Here is a 21,611-nt window from a genome sequence, read left to right on the forward strand (position 1 = left end):
TAAGTGTTAAAAATAGTTTGATTTGGAAGAACAGTTTTTAGATATCATAAAAGGTAAGGGAACCGCTGAGGAAAGGGAAAAATTCTTCAGAGCGATAGATGAGAACCTGGAACGAAAAAAGGATTTCATGGCCTATGAACGGTTGTGGGTCCTTAATAATATGAAACACAAGCATTCGTCACTCCGGCATAAAAGGCAACAGTTTCAAAAATTATGGGGACAGGTAAAGCCCGGAATTCAGATACAAGCATGGCAAATGGTGTCAGGTATAGCGGCGGTGGCACTGATAACTCTGTTGATGGCGGGTGCCATTTTTAATTATTACCAAAGACTTGTTCCAGAAAAAATAGTATTTAGTTCTCCCAAAGGGAATATTTCCCATGTTCTACTGGAAGATGGAAGTCGAATTTGGCTCAATTCCGACTCCAGAGCAGTCGTGAAGAAATATGGAGGAGATAAGGTGAGTATTGATCTAAACGGAGAAGGTTATTTTGAGGTGATACATAATCCTGACCGGGAGTTCATAGTGCATCTTGGCGATTATACAATTCATGACCTGGGCACCACCTTTAATGCGGAATATGACGATGTTAGGGAGAGGGTAAGCGTTGCTCTCTTTGATGGGGCTATCGACTTCAGAAAAGGTGATCATATAATGAATTCAGATTTGCAGGCAGGACAAATGATTTGTTTTGATATGAAAAACCAGGAGCTTTCTGTGACTGAAGCTGATATGGAGTTTATTACAGCCTGGAAAGAGGGGAAGTTTGTTTTTGTAAATCGAACCATGCAAGATATCACCAAAGAACTGGAGGAGTGGTATGATGTACATTTTATTTTTGAAAATGAGTCCATTAAAAGTGATATGTTTTCCGGAGTTATTAAAAGGAAAACCAGTCTGGAACATCTGCTGAGAGTATTGCGCCTTTCGGCAGAAGTGGATTACCAGATAGAAGAGAATGATGACGGTAGTTTTACCGTGATTTTTCAATAAAAAACAGGCATACCGCGCCAACGATATGCCTGCTGTGATAATTCGAACGAAACTGCGCCAACAGTTTCATAAGTGTAACTTAAAACATTGCAAATCTATGAAAAAAAATCGTATGATGCTGTGCCGGTACCGGTGCAGCTGGGAAAAAACCTTACGTATTATGAAAATCTCCCTCGTATTGTTGGTCTTTTGCGGGCTTACACTGTCAGCTTCGCCAACCAAAGGACAAAACCAATCCGTAACTCTGGAAGTCGAAAATGCCACCATTCTTGATGTTTTCAGACAAATAGAGGAGGTCAGCAACCTGGGGTTCTTTTTTAAGAATGACCAGTTGGATCTTAAAAAAAGGTATTCCCTGAATTTGGAGAATGCCAGCGTGGAGGAGATTTTGAATCAGGTGCTTGATCTGAATGATTATGATTACCAGATTGTGGGAGAGAATGTGGTAGTGACACGAAAGACGTCAGGATTTGCGGTTTCTCCACAACAATCCTCTGTTTCCGGAACTGTTACCGATGCTGCCGGAGAGCCTGTTCCGGGAGTAACAGTTACAATAAAAGGAACCACAACAGGAACCATTACCGATGTTGACGGGCATTATGAATTGAATAATGTTTCGGAAGATGCGACTCTTGTTTTCTCTTTTGTTGGAATGAAAACCCGGGAAGTATTGGTGGAGTCGGGTGTTATCAATGTTCAATTGGAAGAAGCTGTAATCGGACTTGATGAAATTGTGGCCATTGGATATGGACGTATGAAAAAGGCCGATGTAACCAGTTCTGTATCAACCGTGAAGTCGGATGATTTTGTGAAGGGAGGTGTCAGAGATGTAGGTCAGCTTATTCAGGGGAAAGTTGCCGGTCTGACAGTTACTTCACCCAGTGGAGATCCTACCGGAAATACAGAAATCCGGCTGAGAGGAAATACCACTCTGTATGGAACCAGCACCGCCCCACTAATTCTTATTGATGGTGTTCCCGGGGATTTTAATTCTGTTGCCCCGGAGGATATTGAATCCATCGATGTGTTGAAAGATGGTTCGGCTGCAGCGATCTATGGAACCCGTGGTACCAATGGTGTGATTATTATTACAACTAAGAGGGCCAGTGGTATTTATGACGCGAAAGTGGAATACACCGGATATGTTAGTACCCAGCAAATAGCCAATGAGTTGGATGTGCTCACTGCTGACGACTACAGGCGCCAGATTAATGAAGGTATTCGTTCTGAAAGTGATGATCTTGGAGCTTCGACTAACTGGCTGGACGAAATTACGCGAACTCCGGTTAGTCAGGTTCACAACCTTACCATTAGAGGAGGTGATGTGAAAACCAACTATTTGGCTTCTGTCAATTTTAATGACCGCAAGGGGATTTTTCTGAAATCCAATAAAGAGACTTTTACCGCACGTACCGACATTAACCATTCCATGTTTGATGGGGTGTTGAAGGTTAATTTTGGTATTATTTCCAGAAATATAAAATACGGAACCACGGGTGATGGTTATGGTTTCAACGGATACACTTACCGTCAGGCTTTGATCTATAATCCAACAGCTCCTGTGAAGTTGGAAGATGGTGATTGGTATGAGAATGTTGGGGCTTTCAATTATGATAACCCTGTGGCCCGGATTAAAGAATCGGAAGGAGAAAATAAAAACCAGTGGTCACGTGTTAATGGAAATATTGTTTTTAATCCTTTTGATGGAATGAGTGTAAAGGCTTTATTAAGCTATTCAAAATACAACCAAACCAGAGGATATTATGAAACACGGAATCATATCTCTACCAAACGAAGTGGCTTGAATGGTTATGGATCAAATGGTGCCATTGAGTCAATTGACCGTTTGGTTGAGTTAACCGGAGAGTATCAAAAAACTTTTGATCTTCATCATTTTTCGATACTTGGAGGGTATAGTTATTCCGATAACGACTGGCGAGATTTTTATATGACCAATCAGGAATTTCCCACCGATGAGTTTGGATACAATAATATTGATCTGGGACAAGGGATTGAACAGCAGGGAACAAGCTCCGGGATAGGTAGTTCCCGTTCAAAAACCAACCTTATCGGATTCTTCAGCCGTGGAACTTACAGTTTTGCTAATAAATATTTGTTTATGGGAAGTGTCCGGTACGAAGCCGCCAGTCAGTTGTGGGGCACTGAAGATCCCTGGGGATTATTCCCCTCAGCGTCGGTTGGATGGCGGATTTCTGAGGAACCTTTTATGGCTGGTGTTGGTTTTGTTGAAGATCTGAAACTTCGTGCAGGGTATGGGGTTACTGGAACACAACCATCTGCTTCTTTTCTTGGTGTAGCGACGCTGGGATATACCGGACAGGTTAATATCAATGATAAATGGGTACAAACGATTGGTCCAACTCGTAACGAAAACCCTTATCTGAGATGGGAGGAGAAAAAAGAAACCAACGTTGGTGTTGATTTTGCCTTTATCAATGGAAGAATAGGCGGTAGCATAGATTATTACAACCGTGAGATTGACGGATTATTATGGGATTTTGCTGTTCCGGTACCTCCTAATATGGTTGGTACTACTACTGCTAATGTCGGGGTGATGTCTAATAAAGGATTGGAGTTTCTTGTCAATGCCATTCCAGTGAGAAATTCCGATATAGAATGGAGTACTACCGTTAGTTTCTCAACGAACACTAATAAGCTTAAGAGCTTGAGTAATGAGCTTTATCAAACCGAGAAAGACTACTTTACCACCGGAGGTACCGGAGAGCCCATTCAAACCTATACACACCGGGTTGATATTGGTGGACCGATAGGAAATTTTTATGGTTTTAAAGTCGTGGATGTGGATGAAAACGGGAAGTGGATTTATCAGGATGGCGAAGGAAATCTTGTTAGTTATGATGATTTTGAGCGCTCAGATGAAAACAAGCAGGTACTGGGTAACGGACTACCAAAGTACTATGCTTCGTGGAATCACAATCTGAGGTATAAGAACTTTGATTTGAGTATTACAATGCGGGGAGCTTTCGATTATCAGATTCTCAACTTCGAAAGAATGTATCTTGAGAATACCAAGACAACCCAGTACAATCGGTTACAGTCTGCTTATGATCCCGTGTTTGGTAAAGCCGTGTTGAGCAATGAGGTGGATCTTGAATACAATAGCTATTACATTGAGGATGGAGATTTCTGGAAAATTGATAATATCACTTTAGGGTATAACATTCCACTTAAGGGAGATACTTTCAAATCATTCAGAGTGTATGCTTCATCATTGAATACACTGACGATTACAGGATATAAAGGGATAGATCCGGAAGTTACCGCAAGTGGACTGGCTCCGGGTAACGATAATCGCGACAAATATCCGACTACACGCACTTTTACTTTAGGTGTAAATGTTAGTTTCTAAACATTTTAAGATTGATTAATATGAAAAGAAAATATATAATTAAGAGCCTTGTTTTTATGATGGCTTTATTCTTTACCATGCCGTCGTGTACAAAGTTGGAAAACGAGAATTTCAGCGAGTTTATTGCTGAGGATTTTACCCCCACTGAGTCTGACTTGCCACGTATAACCAGGGCCGCTTATGGAGATTGGCGTAAGGTGCTGCTTTTATGGGATGGCTACTGGAGAGTTCAGGAGGTGAGCGCTGACCAGGTGGTAATTCCTGCCCGCCCCAACGGATGGGTTGATGGAGGTGTTCACAAGAGAATTTTTATGCATACATGGCTCCCTAGTGATCCTATTGTGAATGAAACATGGTATCGAAGCTATGCCGGAATTAACAACTGTAACCGGGTTATGTTCCAATTGGAGAGCTTGCTAGATGAGGAAGAAGCTGCACCGGCTATTGCTGAATTGAGAGCCTTGCGGGCCAGCTATTACTATGTGCTTTGTGATGTGTATGGCAATGTTCCTATCGTCACTGACTTTGATGTCCCTGACGGATACCTTCCAGAGCAGAATACACGTAAGGAAGTTTACGACTTTGTGGTAAAAGAACTGGAGGAAAGTATTCCTTATCTGACTGAAGAAAATAACTCTGAAACGTATGGCCGGTTTAATGAATGGGCTGCCAGAACCCTGCTGGCAAAGGTATATCTGAATGCCGAAGTGTGGTCAGGCACTCCTCAATGGGACAAATGTATTGCCCAATGTGATTCAGTTATTTTGTCTAATAAATATTCTCTGGAGCCTGACCAGAAAAATGTATTTGTTACAGAAAATCAGAATTCCAATGAAATAATTTATGGTATTTCTATTGATGAGAACTATACCACAGATTGGAATGCGTTCGATATTCATATGCAGACACTGCAGCCCTCCAATCAGGCTACATATGATATGACGCATACGCCCTGGGGAGGAATGTGTGCTGTACCCCAATTTATTGAAACTTTTGATTCTGAGGATAAACGATTGATTAACAATTTTATTTATGGCCAGCAATATTCTTCTTCGGGAGATATGCTTTATTGTACCATGGGTGATCTGGCCGGCGAACCTCTTGCGTATATTAATGAAATTCCCAGTATTGATGCCTCACAGGAAATTCATGGATTTCGTTTTGGTAAGTTTGAAATTGCAATGGGGGCTTCCAATATTTTGAATAATGATTTTCCACTTTTCCGTTATGCCGATATTCTTATGATGAAGGCCGAATGTTTATTGAGAACCGGATATTCAGATGAGGCAGCTCAGATTGTGACACAAATCAGAGAACGTGCGTTTCCTGTTACTTCCGGAAAAGCTGCAGTTACAGGAGATGAATTATTGCAGGGGAGCGTTTATGACTATGGGGTAAGAGATAACAATTCTACAACCTTTGAGGGGGGTGGGGATATTCCTTATGGCCGTTTCCTGGATGAATTAGGCTGGGAGTTTAACCAAGAGGGACGACGCCGTCAGGACTTGATTCGTTTTGGTGTGTTTGCTGAAAAATCATGGTTTTCGCATTCCCCAGAGGGTGATTATCGAGAACTGTTTCCTATTCCGCTGAATGTTATGGATACCAACTCTAAATTACAACAAAATCCTGGATATTAATGTGCTGCAACCTCCTGTCTAAGTTGATAACATAAAATTTGTGAAAGGGCTGTGGCATGAAAATTCCCACAGCCCTTTCTTGCTGGTTGTCAGTTGTTTTTCAGGGGCATATGCGGATTGCCGCACAGTAATGGGAGCATATGTTGATGCATGTATTCCTCTGCGGAAGATTAGAGATAACTATTGGTGAAAAATCGGTTGAGCAAATTGCTCGTCAATAGGGGGAATGAAATTGATGGAAAACCGTTTCGGTCCGTATGAAAGAGTTGTTCTCTATTCGGTATAATAAATTGATAATGAATGAAGTATTGTTGGGCTTTGTCAGAAATGAAAAGTTATTTCTTAAATTTTTGGAAGATGATTGGGGTGGATAATTGACTATGATAAGAAATCACAAGTATTGGTCCTTGATGAAAATAAATACCATTGCGTTTGTCCTATCGTTGCTTCAGACCATGGAATGAATTCATTCAAAGCTATTCCTTATTTTATTGGAACAATAGAGGCGCTTCAAAAATGAAGGTTTGGCTGGATAAATAGAAGTTTGATTGAAAAATATTATCTTTCATTCGTGTAGTGGTATTGATTATGTTTCGCTGGATCTGGTAATTTTGCATCGTAGTGTCGCTGAGGTAAGGACCTTTTTTATTGAACTATTGAAATCGGATTAAAGTAACAATTTATGAAAAAGAATTTGTTAAAAATTATAATTGCAGGCATTGTTGGCCTGATGAATTTTGGGTGTACTAATAATAAAGCGGTTACCACCCCCGATGTGGAATCCTTTCCGCTTTCGGCAGTACGTCTGCTTGACAGTCCGTTTAAACATGCGGAGCAACTGAATGAAAAGTATGTTTTTGCGCATGACCCGGATCGTCTGCTTGCACCATTTCTTATTGATGCCGGTCTGGAACCGAAAGCACCCGGGTACGGAAACTGGGAGGGAAGCGGATTGAACGGACACGTTGGCGGTCATTATCTCACTTCACTGGCACTGATGGTGGCATCAACAGGAAATGAGGAAGCTGAAAAGCGCCTGAATTACATGGTGGATGAACTGGCACGTTGCCAGCAGGCCAATGGAAACGGCTATGTTGGCGGAATACCCGGTGGTCAGCCCATGTGGGCCGAAATAGCGAAAGGCAACATCGATGCCGGTGGTTTTTCACTCAATGGCAAGTGGGTGCCTCTTTATAATATTCACAAGTTGTTTGCCGGATTGCACGATGCCTGGAAATATGCAGGGAACCAAAAAGCACTGGAGATACTTATTCAACTTACGGATTGGTTTATTGGCGTAAACAGCGGCCTTTCGGATGAGCAGATTCAGGAAATACTGGTGTCCGAACACGGGGGGCTCAATGAGGTTTTCGCAGATGTGTATGCCATTACAGGTGAGGATAAATATCTTACACTGGCACGTCAATATTCTCATCAGGCCATCCTGGAACCCCTATTAAATCACGAGGACAAACTCACCGGTTTGCATGCCAATACCCAGATTCCCAAAGTGGTTGGTTTTATGCGCATCGGAGAGTTGACCAGCGATAGTGCCTGGATTGATGCTTCTGACTTTTTCTGGAATACCGTGGTAAACAACCGTACCATCACCATTGGCGGAAACTCTACACATGAGCATTTTCACCCTGTGGATGATTTTTCCTCGATGGTTGAGTCGCGTCAGGGGCCCGAGACATGCAATACTTACAACATGCTGAAGCTGTCGAAGCAACTCTATCTGTATGGGAATGATTTGAAATATTTGGATTATTACGAACAGGCGTTGTACAATCATATCCTTTCGTCTCAGCATCCGGAGCATGGCGGTCTGGTCTATTTTACGCCCATGCGTCCCCAGCATTACCGGGTCTATTCCAATCCGGAAGAAACATTTTGGTGCTGCGTGGGTTCGGGCATAGAGAACCACGAAAAGTACGGAGAGCTGATTTATGCGCACAGTGACGACGACGTGTTTGTGAACCTGTTTATTCCCAGTGAGTTGAATTGGGAGGAGAAAGGTCTGAAACTGACTCAGAAAACTGATTTTCCTGATATTGAACAGACCTCTCTGAAGTTGAATCTTGACGAATCAAAAGAATTTACCATCGGCATTCGTTATCCTGCCTGGATGAAGTCGGGAGAGATGAAGGTGGCTGTGAATGGAAAAAAAGCAAAAGGTGCTGGTCAGCCCGGCCAATATTATCAGCTTTCGCGTGAGTGGAACAATGGCGATGAAATAACTATCAGCCTTAAGATGCATACCACCGGTGAATATCTGCCCGATAATAGTCCGTTCCTTTCCATTAAACATGGCCCATTTGTGTTGGCAGCAGTTACTGGTAGAGATGATTTGGACGGGCTTATTGCTAATGACAGCCGTATGGGACATATTGCACATGGCCCATTGCGTCCGCTTGATGAGGCCCCCATGCTGCAAATTGATGATGAGAACTGGACAGAAAAAGTAGTGCCTGTTGAAGGAGAAACCATGACTTTTGAGGCCCCTGAGCTAATTGTTCCTGAGTCAGAGAAGAAGCTTAAGTTGGTACCGTTTTACCGGGTGCATGATGCCCGATATATGGTTTACTGGAGAACAGGGACTTCTTCTGAAATAGATTCCGTCCGTAGTGTTACAAAGGCTGCCGAGCAAGCCTTAATGCTGTTGGAGCAACAAACTATCGATCAGGTAGCTACCGGTGAACAACAGCCCGAATCGGAACATAACTTCAAAGGAGAAGGCTCAGAGGCAGGAGTTCATATGGATCGTCACTGGAGGCATGCTTCCGGGTGGTTTTCGTATGACTTGAAAGATCCGGATAATGAAGCTGAGAAACTTCGTATTACCTACTTCGGTGGGGATAGTGGGAGAATTTTTGATATCCTTATCAATGAACAATTGCTGGCAACTGTTGAACTTAAAGGTGATGGTGGCGATAAGTTCGTGGAGGTGGATTATGCCATTCCCGCGGCAATGAGAAAATCGGCCAAAGATGGTGTGCTGACGGTGAAATTCCGTGCGGCAGAAGGTTCTATGGCCGGAGGTATTTATCATGTGCGATTGATGAGGTAAGTGGGCTGAGGGCATGGAGCATGGAGCGGGGTGCAAAGAGTAATTGGCTCTTAGCTCATGGCTATTAGCTGGGGTGGAGTTCTGACTTTTTTCAACTTATTTGTCTTACATGGTTTAAATCTTCATACGATCTTCATAAACAAATTATTAAGCATGAAAAAATATTTGTCGATTTTAGCGGTTTTGTTCTTCCCGGCTTTCGGTTTTACCGGTTGCCAGGATACAGAACCTACTAAAGTTACCAGCCCTGATGGAAATATTACCGCTGAGGTCCGGATTTCAGAAGGGGGAAAACTACTTTATGAGGTTCAGAGCGGCCAACAGCAGGTTTTGCAACCGTCCCGCCTTGGAATTCAAAGCAGTGATGCCGATTTTACGCAGAATCTTGAAATAATTGGCGTTTCGGATATTTCTCGTGTGGTGGATAACTATGCCCTGATGCATGGAAAGCAAAAGGAGGTGACTTATGACGCCAATGAAGCTGTTATCCAGGTTAGCAATGTTGACGGGAAATTGATGGAGGTTATTTTCAGGGTTTCGGACGATGGCGTGGCTTTTCGTTATCATTTTCCTGGGTCTGTTGATAAGAAGGTGATAATTGAAAATGAAATTACCTCTTTTGTAATGCCTATGAATACAAAAGGATGGTTGCAACCGGTATCAAAAGCCAAAACAGGTTTTGCGGAAACTAACCCCTCTTACGAAGAGAATTATTTGCAGGAGGTGCCGGCGGAGATCGATTCCCCAATAGGTTTTGGCTGGGTTTATCCTGCTTTATTCCAAACCAATGGAGTGTGGTTGCTTCTTACAGAGACCTCACTCAGTGCTAATTATTGTGGTACCCATCTCGAAAATGAGGGAAACTGCTATCGGGTAGCATTTCCACAACCGGAGGAGGTGATGCCTCAGGGAGCTATTAATCCTGAAGGCTTTTTGCCTATGTCAACTCCCTGGCGAATTCTGACCATCGGGGATTTAGCAACTCTCACGGAATCTACATTGGGTACCGACCTGGCAGAGCCAGCTATCGATGTGGATTTCTCGTTTGTGGAACCGGGAGTGGCCTCGTGGAGTTGGGTAATTTTGAAGGATGAATCGGTGAACTACGAAACCCAGAAAGACTTTATTGATTTTGCTGCTGAAATGAAATGGTCCTACTGTCTGGTGGATGGTTTGTGGGATGAGCAAATTGGTCGCGAGAAAATCGCTGACCTTTCGGAATACGCCCAAAGTAAAGGCGTTGGATTGTTGCTTTGGTACAATTCGGCCGGAAGCTGGAACTCTGCTTATCAGACCCCGAAAAATAAGATGCTGACGCATGAAAGCCGGGTGAAAGAGTTTGAGTGGATGAATGAAATCGGCATAAAAGGAATAAAGGTGGATTTTTTTGGCGGTGACGGGCAGTCGGTCATTGCTTATTATCATGAAATTCTCCGGGATGCCGCTGAGTATGGAATCATGCTTAACTTTCATGGTGCCACTCTTCCACGCGGTTGGGCACGGACTTATCCCAACCTCATGACCGTTGAGGCCATCAAAGGGTATGAGTTTATTACTTTTGGGCAGGAAACAGCCGACAATGCACCTACCCACATGGCCATGACCCCATTTACGCGTAACGTGTTTGACCCGATGGATTTTACTCCCATAAATCTCGGAGGAATTCCAAATATCGACCGCCGTACCACCAATGGTTTTGAACTGGCCCTTTCTGTGGTCTTTACTTCCGGAATTCAGCATATTGCTGAAACACCTGATGGAATGGCAACGGTACCCGATTACGTGAAAGATTTCCTGACCGGTTTTCCCGGCGGTGATTGGGACGAAACCATATTTATTGACGGATATCCCGGAAAATTGGCTGTTATTGCCCGTCGTCATGGAAATCAATGGTATGTGGCAGGCATCAACGGAGAAAACATTGAAAAAGTGGTGAAACTGGATCTTCCATTTGTTTCAGGAACCAATAAAGCCGTAATGATAACTGATGGAGAAGAGGGAATTCTGTCGTTTTCACAAGAGGAGATTTCACTTAATGAAAACCAGCCATCAAAGGTTACCATCAAGCCCAATGGTGGGTTTGTGATGGTGCTGGAGAACTGAAAATCCTTTCGGCATTTTCTTCCCGGGGTGCTGTGATACCTGGGGCGATGCCGTTTTGTCACGGGATGTTGGAATTATACCTTGGGCGGCGGAATCATGTCCCGGGGCGCCGGCATCATCTCCCAGGGCGTTGCCGCTGGGCTAAAATTTATTGGGCTTTCAGCCCGATTTTGGTTGCATTATGGTGATGCCCCAAGGCGTTGCCATTGGGTTATAATCATTTGGGCTTTCAGCCCGATTCTGATTGTGTTATGGGAACCTGGGCTTTCAGCCCGATGGGATGTATTGGTATCAGGAGTGTTTTGGCCCCGGAAATCCGCCCTGAAAGGGCAAGTTACAATAGCCCGGGGTAATCACCCCGGGTAAATGGAAGATTCCCAAAGTATCGCCCTGAAAGGGCAACTAAACTCCTTTGTTTAAAAAACAATTTAATAATTCACATTTTTTTTATTAAATTGGGTGTGTTGTAAGAAGCTAGTAATTAGAATCATACAAAACAATAAAAATGCCTCAATCCCTCTCTCAACTCTACGTCCACATTGTCTTTCATGTCAAAAATCGGAATTGCCTTTTGCGTAAACAAGAAGAAGACCATTTGTATGCATACATTGGAGCTGTTATTAAAGATAATGGCTCAATTCCCTTTGAAATAAATGGAGTGGAAGATCACATTCACATTTTATGTTCGATGTCCAAGAATATTTCCTTAGCGAGACTGGTTGAGGAGATAAAACGTCATAGTAGCAGATGGATAAAAGGGAAAGATAATTATTATTCAAAATTTGCATGGCAAGGTGGATACGGAGGTTTTTCGGTTAGTCCGTCGCTTTATGAAAAAACAAAGAGATATATCCAAAACCAGGAGAATCATCATCGTAAAACGAGTTTTAAAGAAGAGTATTTATTGTTTCTAAAGGAGTATAGAGTTGATTTTGATGGTAATTATCTGTGGACTGATTAAAGGCAACTTAGTTGGGCTTTCAGCCCGTCTCTGATTGCATTGTGGTGATGCCCCAGGGCGTTGCCATTGGGTTAAAATCAATTGGGCTTTCAGCCCGTATTTTCTTATGTTCATGTTTTTTCCGGGGCGTTGTCAACATATTCCGGGCGTTTCCATTATACCCCAGGGCGTTGCCGATATACCCCAGGGTGTTGCCGCTGGGCTAAAATTAGTTGGGCTTTCAGCCCGATTCTGATTGCATTGTGGTGATGCCCCAGGGCGCTGCCATTGGGTTAAAATCAATTGGGCTTTCAGCCCGTATTTTCTTATGTTCATGTTTTTTCCGGGGCGTTGGCAACATATTCTGGGCGTTTCCATTATACCCCAGGGCGTTGCCGCTGGGCTAAAATTAGTTGGGCTTTCAGCCCGTTTCTGATTGCATTGTGTTCAGACCGATGGTGTGCAGGGTCCCCAGAAATCCGCCCTGAAAGGGCAAGTTACAATAGCCCGGGGTAATCACCCCGGGTAACTGGAACAGATGCAAAGGATCGCCCTGAAAGGGCAACTAAAAATTACAATTTTTCCCTCAATTCCTCCACAAAGGGCATCAGGTGATCCACATGCACGTGCTCCATCAGCACAATTTTATACCATTGGGGATGGTGGTTGTGAGAGTCGGGTACCAACCCGTATTTGTGGGCCAGCTCTTTGGAGATGTGACGGGCCCGGATGGCCACAATATTTGAGCTGGGATGTCGGTAGAAATCAACTTTTAGCTCCTTCAGTTGGTTGCACAGCCAGTTGGTTCGATAGTTCAATATGTGGATTTTTTCGAACCAGTCGTGTGGCCCGTAGGTTTGCAGAATCATCCAAACAGCAATGGCATTGGCCCCGGAGCGGCTGCCAATAAGAGTGGCATCCAATCCGCTGACATATTGAGCTTCATTGGTAAAAACATTGTCAATAAGGCCTTTTCGGGCAATAAAAATCCCTGTGCCAAAGGGGGCTTGCACCATTTTGTGGGCATCGAGGGTAACGGAACTGACATGTGGATTACGAAAGGTCATCTCCTCATTGTCTGTGCTGAAAGGATAAACAAAACCACCGTAGGCGCCATCCACATGAATCCGAAATTCCACACCGGCATCGGTAAGGGCACGCGTGTAGGTTTCTATGCAATCGACCGATCCAAACATGGTTGTCATCATATTGGCGACCACAATGAAGTATTTTTTTCCCTTCCTTTTTGCCGAATGAATGGCTTCTGCTACATTTTCAGGTGTTATCTCTCTGGCGTCATCGGTCACCGTGACATATTCCAAATCCAGATTGAGGAGGTTTCCGGCTTTGGGCATGGAGTAGTGAGAGTCTTCCGAGCATAGCAGGCAGATTTCGTCATAACGGGCATGGAACTTCTTTTTGAAAATATTTCTGTAAATCCAGATGGCCTGTATATTGGCCTCGGTACCTCCTGATGCAACGTAACCGTCGTATTGCTCCGGTTCACACAATAAAATATCTTCAGCTACGATGCCAATGAGTTCTTTCTCCAGCTTTTGGGTTCCCGCAAAAAAAGGCTCCGATTCACCCATGGTATGACAACCGATGTGATTGGGATTGTCCACCATGGTTTTCAGAAAGGGGGCATTGTTCAAATAGGCGGGATCCATATTGAATACATTTTCATCCAGATGGGAGGCCGGGATGCCCAGGATACTGCGCTCGTGATAATCCACGTTTTGTGCCAGAGCCTTGTTTACTTTCTCTTTTATTTCGCTGTTGGTGAGTTTTTTCCAGTATTGCATAACGGTGTTTTTTACAAATTTACATTTTTTGTGAGGGATAAACATTGACAAATCATAGGATGGTCAATTCTTAATTGGCAGTTTTTTCAAGAACGATATTAGCGGGATTAACCCTAGTCATTTTTTGCCCGAAAGAAGGTGTTCGAAAACAAATATTTTGTATTCTTACGTTAATTTTTTTAATTTTCAGAAGAATTTCGTTAAGCAATGGCGGGTTCTGACGCGTCATTCATTATCTGAAATATTCTTAATCACACAATTAATAAACTAAAAAACATGGAAAACAGTAACAATTCAGGCGGTTTGAGCAGACGTCGGTTTATCCGTAATTCGGCAGCCCTTGCAGCAGGGATGACAATCATCCCCAATGTAGCGATGGGGGGTGCTCTGGGACGAAAAGCTCCGAGTGACAAATTGAATATTGCCGGAGTCGGTGTGGGCGGCCGCGGTTTTGCAGTTCTCAAAGCTATGGAGAGTGAGAATATTGTCGCGCTCTGTGATGTGGACTGGAAATACTCGCAAAAAGCCTTTGATCATTTCCCAAAAGCAAAAAAATACTGGGACTGGCGTAAAATGTTTGACGAGTTGGGTGACTCCATCGATGCGGTGGTTGTGGCTACTGCCGATCATACGCATGCCATTATTGCTGCAACAGCTATTACCATGGGCAAACATGTCTATGTGGAGAAGCCTTTGACACATACGGTTTACGAATCACGCTTACTCACCAAACTGGCCGAGAAATATAAAGTAGCCACTCAAATGGGTAACCAGGGGGCTTCGGGAGAAGGCGTTGCACTTACTACCGAATGGCTCATGAATAATGAGATTGGTGAAGTGACCAAAGTGGAAGCCTTTACCGACCGTCCTATCTGGCCCCAGGGATTAAATGTTCCAAAACAGGGACAATGGGTGCCCGATACCCTTAACTGGGATCTTTTTATAGGTCCTGCAGAGATGCGTCCTTACAACGAGATTTACACCCCCTGGAATTTCCGTGGATGGTGGGATTTTGGTACGGGAGCGCTGGGAGATATGGCTTGTCACATCCTACATCCTGCCTTTAAAGGACTTGACCTGGGGTATCCCACCAAAGCACAGGGTAGTTCCACATTGTTGCTGACTGAGTCGGCTCCTACAGCGCAGCGGGTTCGTATGACATTCCCCGAAAGGGGTAAAAAAGGTAAACTGAATCTCCCCGAAGTGGATGTTCACTGGTATGATGGTGGCTTACAACCAATGAAGCCCGACGGTTGGCCAGCCGGGAAAAATATGAATGACGCCGGTGGAGGTTTGCTGTTTCATGGTACAAAAGATATGCTGGTAACCGGATGCTACGGAAAGGATCCCTGGTTGCTGTCAGGTCGCGTGCCTAACGTCCCAAAAACGGAGCGCAGAGTGGAGTTGAGCCACGAAATGGATTGGGTGCGTGCCTGTAAAGAGAGTGCTGCTAATCGTCAGGAGACCAATTCCCCCTTCAGTGAGGCGGGACCGTTCAACGAAATGGTGGTAATGGGCGTACTGGCTGTAAGATTGCAGGCCCTGAATAAAGAATTGGAATGGAATGGTGAGAAGATGGAATTCACCAACATCAATGATGATGAAACCATTCGTACCGTAATTGAGGATGGTTTTGAAATCCATGACGGTCATCCCACTTTTAATCAGACATGGACAGACCCGGTGAATGCCAAAGCGTTTGCTCAGGAGCTGATTAAGCATAATTACCGGAATGGATGGAGCTTGCCCCCCATGCCTTAATCGCAGGTAGTGGGCTCCTGAATGGAGTGTGAAATGAGTCCCGATAATTCGGGACGAGTTTCATCAGACCAATAACTTAGAATAATTTTATACTGATGAAACGAGCATGATATTTTTTAAACATAAATATCACAAGAGAATATGTTTAAAAGAATATTATGCGAGAGCGAAGCGGTTCCATTCGTTTTCAAATTTTTAATTAGTTTTTTATCACATAATTACAAAATTTTAAACGGATGAAACGAGTATGGCAATGATTGCCTCAAAAGAATATGTATAAGTTCTTGCATGTGAGTTCCATCCGACCTTGAGAAATAAATTTTATAGGATGAATGATAAATTTAAAACTTAAAAAATTATTATATGAAGACAAAGCAAATTGGTATGGCCATCATCGCAGGTGCCTTTATTTTCAGTGCCTGCGGAATGGGCGGACAAAAGAAATCGGAAGAACAAAGTGAAGAAACCAAATCGGCGAAAGTGGAAGAAGCAGCTCCTTTGAACGGATTGACAGAAGAAGAAAAAGCAGACGGTTGGATGCTGCTTTTTAACGGAGAGAATTTTGATGGCTGGCGAGGTTACAATAAGGAAACCGTTCCCGGGGCATGGACCATTGATGACAATGCTATTAAAATTAATGGTTCGGGTGAAGGAGAAGCCGGAGCTGAAGACGGCGGAGACATTATTTACGATCAGAAATTCAAAAATTTTGAGCTCAAATTTGATTGGAAAGTCTCTAAAGGCGGAAACAGCGGCGTTTTCTATATGGCTCGGGAATTCGAAGAGCTTCCCATATACCGTTCGGCACCCGAATACCAGATCCTGGATAATGAGAATCATCTGGATGCCCGTTTGGGTGTGGATGGCAACCGTCAGTCTGCTTCATTGTATGACCTGATTCCTGCTAAACCCCAAAACAGCAAAGGTTTTGGCGAATGGAATACAGGGACCATCATTGTTTACAAAGGAACAGTTATTCACATGCAGAATGGTGAAGTAGTACTCGAATATCACCTGTGGACGCCCGAATGGGAAGAGATGATCGAGAACAGCAAGTTTAAAGGCTGGACAGAAATGATCAATGCCGGCGGTGAGGAACGTATGGGCTATATCGGACTTCAGGATCACGGAGATGATGTGTGGTTCCGTAATGTTAAACTGAAAGTAATGGAATAGTGATTCTAAGCTAACCTCCTTATACATAAGACAGGTAGCATGAAAACAGGCTGAAAGCCTGAGAGCAATAGCCCAGGGCATAGCCCTGGGTTTGGAGATATCCTCCGCTCCCCCTTCTCATTATTGGTCGCGTCGCGACCAATAATGAGAGGGGGGAGTTGTTACAATTTCCCTGGGGTGTTGCCCCAGGCTGTTGCTTAAAGACCTTCGGCCTTTTAAAAATTTAACAACATAATGTAATGTGCCGTATCGGTAGCCTCCAGCCTGAAGACAGGAACAAATCTTATCTCTCTTTTAAACGCCATTTCCACTAAACTGTCCCTCGCTGAGGTGGGTTCACCCTCAAAATCATATTACCAATTTTAAAAACCTCTTCTTTTTGTTCTAACAGCCAAGAGCTAACAGCCCTCTCATCACTCCTTACCCTCACTCCTCAACTCTGTTTACAGCGTTACCCCCGTCTTAAAGATAGCAATTTCACGAAAGCCATATTTCTCATTATTGACCTGATTGCCGCTTGCTACGTCTATCAGATACGGAATGAATTCTTCCAGCACATCCTCAATTTGCTTGCCGTCGGCAATGGGGCCGGCATTGAAATCGATCCAGTGAGGCTTCTTCTCAAAGAGCGGTGTGTTGGTGGAGATTTTCATGGTAGGTACAAAACTTCCAAAAGGGGTTCCTCTGCCGGTTGTAAATAAAACCAGGTGACATCCTGCAGCTCCCAAAGCGGTGGCCGCCACCAGGTCGTTGCCCGGTGAACTCAAAAGGTTGAGCCCTTTGGTGGTGAGGCGCTCACCGTATTTCAGGACATCTCTGACTTTGTCGGTACCACATTTTTGTGTGCATCCCAGTGATTTTTCTTCCAGGGTGGATATTCCGCCCGCTTTATTTCCGGGGGAAGGATTCTCGTAAATGGGCTGCTTGTTTTCAATAAAGTAGTTTTTGAAATCGTTGATCAGGTGCACAGTTTTTTCAAAAACGTCGCGGTTTTCTGCGCGGTTCATCAGCAGGGTTTCAGCACCAAACATTTCCGGAACTTCTGTGAGTACAGTTGTTCCACCCTGAGCCACCAGAAAGTCGGAGAATGCCCCCAGCAGCGGGTTGGCACTGATGCCGGAGAATCCGTCAGACCCTCCGCATTTGAGTCCTACCTTTAATTCTGAAAGAGGTATTTCTTCCCGCACATCTTCAGCCATTTTTTCATACAGCTCTTTCAGGATTTTGAGTCCCTCTTCATGTTCGTTTTTCACATCCTGAGTGACCAGGAATTTGATCCGTTCTTCATCAAAATCGCCCAGAAACTCCCTGAAAACATCCGGTTGGTTGTTTTCACATCCAAGCCCCAAAACCAATACGCCACCGGCATTGGGATGTAGAACAATATCGCGCAGAATTTTTTTTGTGTTTTCATGATCGTCTCCCAGCTGAGAGCATCCGTAATTGTGTTTGAAAATTTCAATTCCGTCGATTCGGGAGATGTCCACTTCCCGTTTCAGCGCGTTCAGCATTTGTTCTCCAATTCCGTTGACGCAGCCTACTGTGGGCACGATCCATAGTTCGTTGCGGATGCCTACATCTCCGTTTTTTCGACGAAAACCTTTAAACGTAAGATCACGGTTTCGGTATTGGTTAGGGGTGAATTCAGGAGAATAATTGTATTCCAGTACGCCCTCCAGATTTGTTTTGATATTGGTCTCATCCACCTTTTCCCCTTTGGGGATGGGAGAGGTAGCATGGCCGATGGGTTGTCCGTATTTGATGATGTTTTCCCCTTTCGCAATATCGCTGAGTGCAACTTTTTGCGCCTGGGAAACATCTGTAAGGATTGTAACAGACAAATCTTCCTGGTCGATGGCGAAACCCGCGGACAAGTTGTCCAGTGCTACGGCAACATTGTCGCGAGCGTCTATTTTAAGTAATTTACGCATGACTTTCTTCCTTTACAATTTCTGACACTACATTGATCATTCCGTTCGAGAGGATTCCCTCCAGTAGTTCAGCCGTTTTCTCTGTCAGTTCCTGCACTTTGTTGAGGTTTTGCCCCCACAAGTCACAATTCGCCAGTGCATCGCCCGTTAGATCCAGTGTCGTATATTCTTCAGCTTCGTACTTCTCCCACAATTTTTCGAAAAAGCTGATGTTTGCTTCGTCGTCTTTCAGAGGAATTGTTTTGTTTTGGTACTTGCCCCGGTAAAAGGCAATCAGGGCTGCCAATGACAGGACCAACCCGTTGGGGAGTTTCCCCGTTTTTCTCTGATAATCGAAGATGGTGGGCAACACTCTTGCGCGGAACTTGGAGATACTGTTGAGACTGATGCTCACCAAAGCATGTTGCACAAATGGATTCAGGAAGCGATCCAGGATTCTGTCCATGTAGCGTTCCATCTCCTCCCGGTCAAGATCTATCGTTGGAAGGATCTCATTTTTCATAACGCTGCGCACAAATTCTCCCAGCACGGGATGTTCCAGTGTTTCCCGCACATACTCTTCTCCGGACAAAAAGGCAATGGGAGTCATCACGGTGTGGGGGCCGTTAAGCAGTCGTACTTTACGGGTGCGGTAGGGTTGAACATCATCCACGATTCGTACATTCAGCCCGGCTTTGGAGAAGGGGAGTTCCTCTTCCAGTTCTTTGGGCCCTTTGATAACCCACAGGTGATATTGTTCGCCTTCGACCACCAGATTGTCTTCATAACCTTTGGTCTCTTTCAGTTCCGCAATGTTGTCAGGGTTGAAACCGGGAACGATACGATCCACCAGTGTATTACAGAAGAGGTTGGCTTCGTTGACCCAACTGATGAACTCGGTTCCCATCTGCCATTTTTCGGCATATTTCAACACATATTTTTTCAGTTTGTCTCCGTTTAGTTCAATCAATTCGCAGGGAAGAAACACAAATCCTTTGTCTGTAGCTCCATTGAAAGTTTTAAAGCGGTGATGGAGCAATAATGTGACTTTTGCGGGAAAAGAAACCGGAGGTTGCATATCCGGAGTATCGTTTTCATTAAATGTAATTCCTGCCTCAGTGGTGTTGGAAACCACAAAACGGGTATCTTCGTTTTCGGCCAGTTTCAGGTAATCAGCAAAATCAGTGTACGGATTGATGCCTTTAGAAATGCTGTCGATTAGCGTCACATCTTTTACTCCTTTTTTGTCTTTGATGCCTTTAAGAACCAATGTGTAAAGTCCGTCCTGTTCATTTAGTTTGTCCACCATTCCAAATTCGATGGGCTGTACCACTGCAACATTCCCGTTAAACCCTGCTTTGTCGTTCATTTCCTGTACCATCCAGTCCACAAATGCACGTAAAAAGTTTCCTTCTCCAAACTGGATAATTTTCACCGGTCTTTCTGCCGGTTTCTTCATGTTGCTTCTGTTTAATTTCATTTTTTCTGATTTGATGTAATGCTATTTGATTTCATTAGTGTCCGGAAAAACAAACTCAATTTTTTAACCGGACACCAATTTATTTGATTCGTTAAATACTTTCTCGTATAAGCAGGGACTATCAATTCATTCATCTTTATTCTAAACCTTAGCCTCAACCTCTTCCTAAAGCTCTGATTTCACAGATGATGACCGGATAACAATTTTTGACTTCATTACGACCTGTCTGGGGACCTTGTAAATTCCGTTTTCAATTTGCTCAATGAGCATTTTTGCGGCTTCCCTGCCCATCTCTTCTGTAGGCTGAGCTACCGAGGTCAGGGGTGGTTCCACTACGGTGGCATGCATTTCATTGGTAAAGCCGGAGAGTGCGATGTCGTTAGGAATGGATAGTCCCGCATTGCGAATGGCACGCATAGCTCCAAAAGCTACTGTGTCATTGATGCAAAGCAAGGCATCGGGAGGTTCGGGCAGTTGCAGCAACTGGGTGGTCGCTTTTTCTGAGGAATCGGCATCCAGTCTGGTGTTGGCCATATAGGCATTATTGACTGTAAGTCCGCAATCAAGAAGGGCTGAAAGATAACCCGCGGTTCTTTCACGTGATATGCTGAGGTTTTTAGGACCGGCAAGGCAGGCTATTCTTCGGGCACCGTTTTCGTAAAAATGGCAGGTCAGCTCCCGGGCGATGTTGGTGTTGTCGATTCCCACTGAAGATATTTTGTCGGTTTCAGCTATCCGGTCAAAAAAGACCAATGGGATATTTTGTGTGGTCAACCGGCTGAAGTGACTGAATTTTTTTGTTTCTTGTGCTATAGAAGCGATTACTCCGCATGCACCAATTCCCAGTAGGTGATTGACGCATTTTTCTTCCTGGTCGGCCCGATCGTGTGAGTTGGTGATTACAACAAAGTATCCTTTCTCTTTGGCATAGTTTTCAATTCCACTGATGACGGCTGAAAAGAAATAGGTGACCATATCCGGAACGATGATTCCGATGGCTTTTGCGGAATTTGTTTTGTTTTTTGCGGGAATCTTCTTTTGGTTGTAACCCCGTTCAAAAGCCATCTCCTGAATCTGTTTTTTGAGGGCAGGGCTAATATCCGGATGGTCCTTTAGAGCTCTGGATACAGTAGATACGGATGTGTTTAGTGCTTCTGCAATATCTTTGAGAGATGTTCGTTTTTTAGTCATGGCAGATGGCCTTATGAATTAATTTACGACACAAATTTACCGCAAAAAATAATAATAGCATAGTTTTTTGCGGTAAATTTGCGAAAAATATCATTGTGAAAAGAGAAAAAGAAAATATATTAAGAACTTCTTTGCCGTTGTTTTCTGCAT

General features: G+C 43.9%; 12 protein-coding genes. 8 read left to right on the plus strand and 4 right to left on the minus strand.

Annotation, left to right across the window (positions count from 1 at the left end):
* The first annotated feature begins 22 nt into the window (after positions 1-22).
* The 6 genes from BY457_RS05070 (at position 23) to tnpA (ending at position 12,159) form a co-directional block, all read left to right on the plus strand.
* Entirely contained in the window at positions 23-994 is a 972-nt protein-coding gene (locus BY457_RS05070; RefSeq protein WP_106152244.1) for a FecR family protein, read from the plus strand.
* Positions 995-1,154: 160 nt separating this feature from the next.
* Positions 1,155-4,385 (plus strand): SusC/RagA family TonB-linked outer membrane protein, encoded by a 3,231-nt coding sequence (locus BY457_RS05075; protein WP_219885137.1) that lies wholly within the window; start codon positions 1,155-1,157, stop codon positions 4,383-4,385.
* A gap of 20 nt (positions 4,386-4,405) precedes the next feature.
* Entirely contained in the window at positions 4,406-6,025 is a 1,620-nt protein-coding gene (locus BY457_RS05080; protein WP_106152245.1) for a RagB/SusD family nutrient uptake outer membrane protein, read from the plus strand.
* 682 nt (positions 6,026-6,707) lie between these two features.
* Positions 6,708-9,095, plus strand: coding sequence for a glycoside hydrolase family 127 protein (locus BY457_RS05085; protein WP_106152246.1), 2,388 nt, complete (start codon positions 6,708-6,710; stop codon positions 9,093-9,095).
* A 153-nt stretch (positions 9,096-9,248) separates the two neighbouring features.
* Positions 9,249-11,198: a glycoside hydrolase family 97 protein gene (locus tag BY457_RS05090; protein ID WP_106152247.1), complete on the plus strand. Its 1,950-nt coding sequence runs from the start codon at positions 9,249-9,251 to the stop codon at positions 11,196-11,198.
* Between the two features lie 505 nt (positions 11,199-11,703).
* On the plus strand, positions 11,704-12,159 hold the full coding sequence (tnpA, locus tag BY457_RS05100) for an IS200/IS605 family transposase (RefSeq protein ID WP_106152249.1): 456 nt from the start codon (positions 11,704-11,706) through the stop codon (positions 12,157-12,159).
* A gap of 551 nt (positions 12,160-12,710) precedes the next feature.
* Here tnpA and BY457_RS05110 read toward each other — a convergent pair.
* The gene (locus BY457_RS05110) at positions 12,711-13,943 is read right to left on the minus strand and encodes a pyridoxal phosphate-dependent decarboxylase family protein (protein WP_106152251.1); all 1,233 of its coding nucleotides are present in this window, start codon (positions 13,941-13,943) and stop codon (positions 12,711-12,713) included.
* Positions 13,944-14,219: 276 nt separating this feature from the next.
* Here BY457_RS05110 and BY457_RS05115 point away from each other — a divergent pair, with 276 nt between their 5' ends.
* The gene (locus BY457_RS05115; RefSeq protein ID WP_106152252.1) at positions 14,220-15,704 is read left to right on the plus strand and encodes a Gfo/Idh/MocA family protein; all 1,485 of its coding nucleotides are present in this window, start codon (positions 14,220-14,222) and stop codon (positions 15,702-15,704) included.
* Between the two features lie 363 nt (positions 15,705-16,067).
* Entirely contained in the window at positions 16,068-16,880 is an 813-nt protein-coding gene (locus tag BY457_RS05120; RefSeq protein ID WP_106152253.1) for a 3-keto-disaccharide hydrolase, read from the plus strand.
* Positions 16,881-17,323: 443 nt separating this feature from the next.
* Here BY457_RS05120 and BY457_RS05125 read toward each other — a convergent pair whose 3' ends face one another.
* From BY457_RS05125 to BY457_RS05135, 3 genes are all read right to left on the minus strand, one after another.
* A complete protein-coding gene (locus BY457_RS05125) occupies positions 17,324-18,811 on the minus strand; it encodes a UxaA family hydrolase (RefSeq protein ID WP_106152254.1) in 1,488 nt (495 codons plus the stop codon).
* Positions 18,804-20,270, minus strand: coding sequence for a tagaturonate reductase (locus tag BY457_RS05130; RefSeq protein ID WP_106152255.1), 1,467 nt, complete (start codon positions 20,268-20,270; stop codon positions 18,804-18,806). Before BY457_RS05130 ends, BY457_RS05125 begins: the two co-directional genes overlap by 8 nt.
* A gap of 165 nt (positions 20,271-20,435) precedes the next feature.
* Positions 20,436-21,461 (minus strand): LacI family DNA-binding transcriptional regulator, encoded by a 1,026-nt coding sequence (locus BY457_RS05135; protein WP_106152256.1) that lies wholly within the window; start codon positions 21,459-21,461, stop codon positions 20,436-20,438.
* Positions 21,462-21,611 lie beyond the last annotated feature (150 nt).

It is taken from the genome of Marinilabilia salmonicolor (genome assembly GCF_003003035.1).
GTDB classification, from domain to species: Bacteria; Bacteroidota; Bacteroidia; order Bacteroidales; family Marinilabiliaceae; genus Marinilabilia; species Marinilabilia salmonicolor_A.

Bases quoted from the DNA above. Each gene is read 5' to 3' on its own strand.
- BY457_RS05075 (WP_219885137.1), top strand. From the start codon at position 1,155: ATGAAAATCTCCCTCGTATTGTTGGTCTTTTGCGGGCTTACACTGTCA.
- BY457_RS05080 (WP_106152245.1), top strand. From the start codon at position 4,406: ATGAAAAGAAAATATATAATTAAGAGCCTTGTTTTTATGATGGCTTTA.
- BY457_RS05085 (WP_106152246.1), top strand. From the start codon at position 6,708: ATGAAAAAGAATTTGTTAAAAATTATAATTGCAGGCATTGTTGGCCTG.
- BY457_RS05090 (WP_106152247.1), top strand. From the start codon at position 9,249: ATGAAAAAATATTTGTCGATTTTAGCGGTTTTGTTCTTCCCGGCTTTC.
- tnpA (WP_106152249.1), top strand. From the start codon at position 11,704: ATGCCTCAATCCCTCTCTCAACTCTACGTCCACATTGTCTTTCATGTC.
- BY457_RS05110 (WP_106152251.1), bottom strand. From the start codon at position 13,943: ATGCAATACTGGAAAAAACTCACCAACAGCGAAATAAAAGAGAAAGTA.
- BY457_RS05115 (WP_106152252.1), top strand. From the start codon at position 14,220: ATGGAAAACAGTAACAATTCAGGCGGTTTGAGCAGACGTCGGTTTATC.
- BY457_RS05120 (WP_106152253.1), top strand. From the start codon at position 16,068: ATGAAGACAAAGCAAATTGGTATGGCCATCATCGCAGGTGCCTTTATT.
- BY457_RS05125 (WP_106152254.1), bottom strand. From the start codon at position 18,811: ATGCGTAAATTACTTAAAATAGACGCTCGCGACAATGTTGCCGTAGCA.
- BY457_RS05130 (WP_106152255.1), bottom strand. From the start codon at position 20,270: ATGAAATTAAACAGAAGCAACATGAAGAAACCGGCAGAAAGACCGGTG.
- BY457_RS05135 (WP_106152256.1), bottom strand. From the start codon at position 21,461: ATGACTAAAAAACGAACATCTCTCAAAGATATTGCAGAAGCACTAAAC.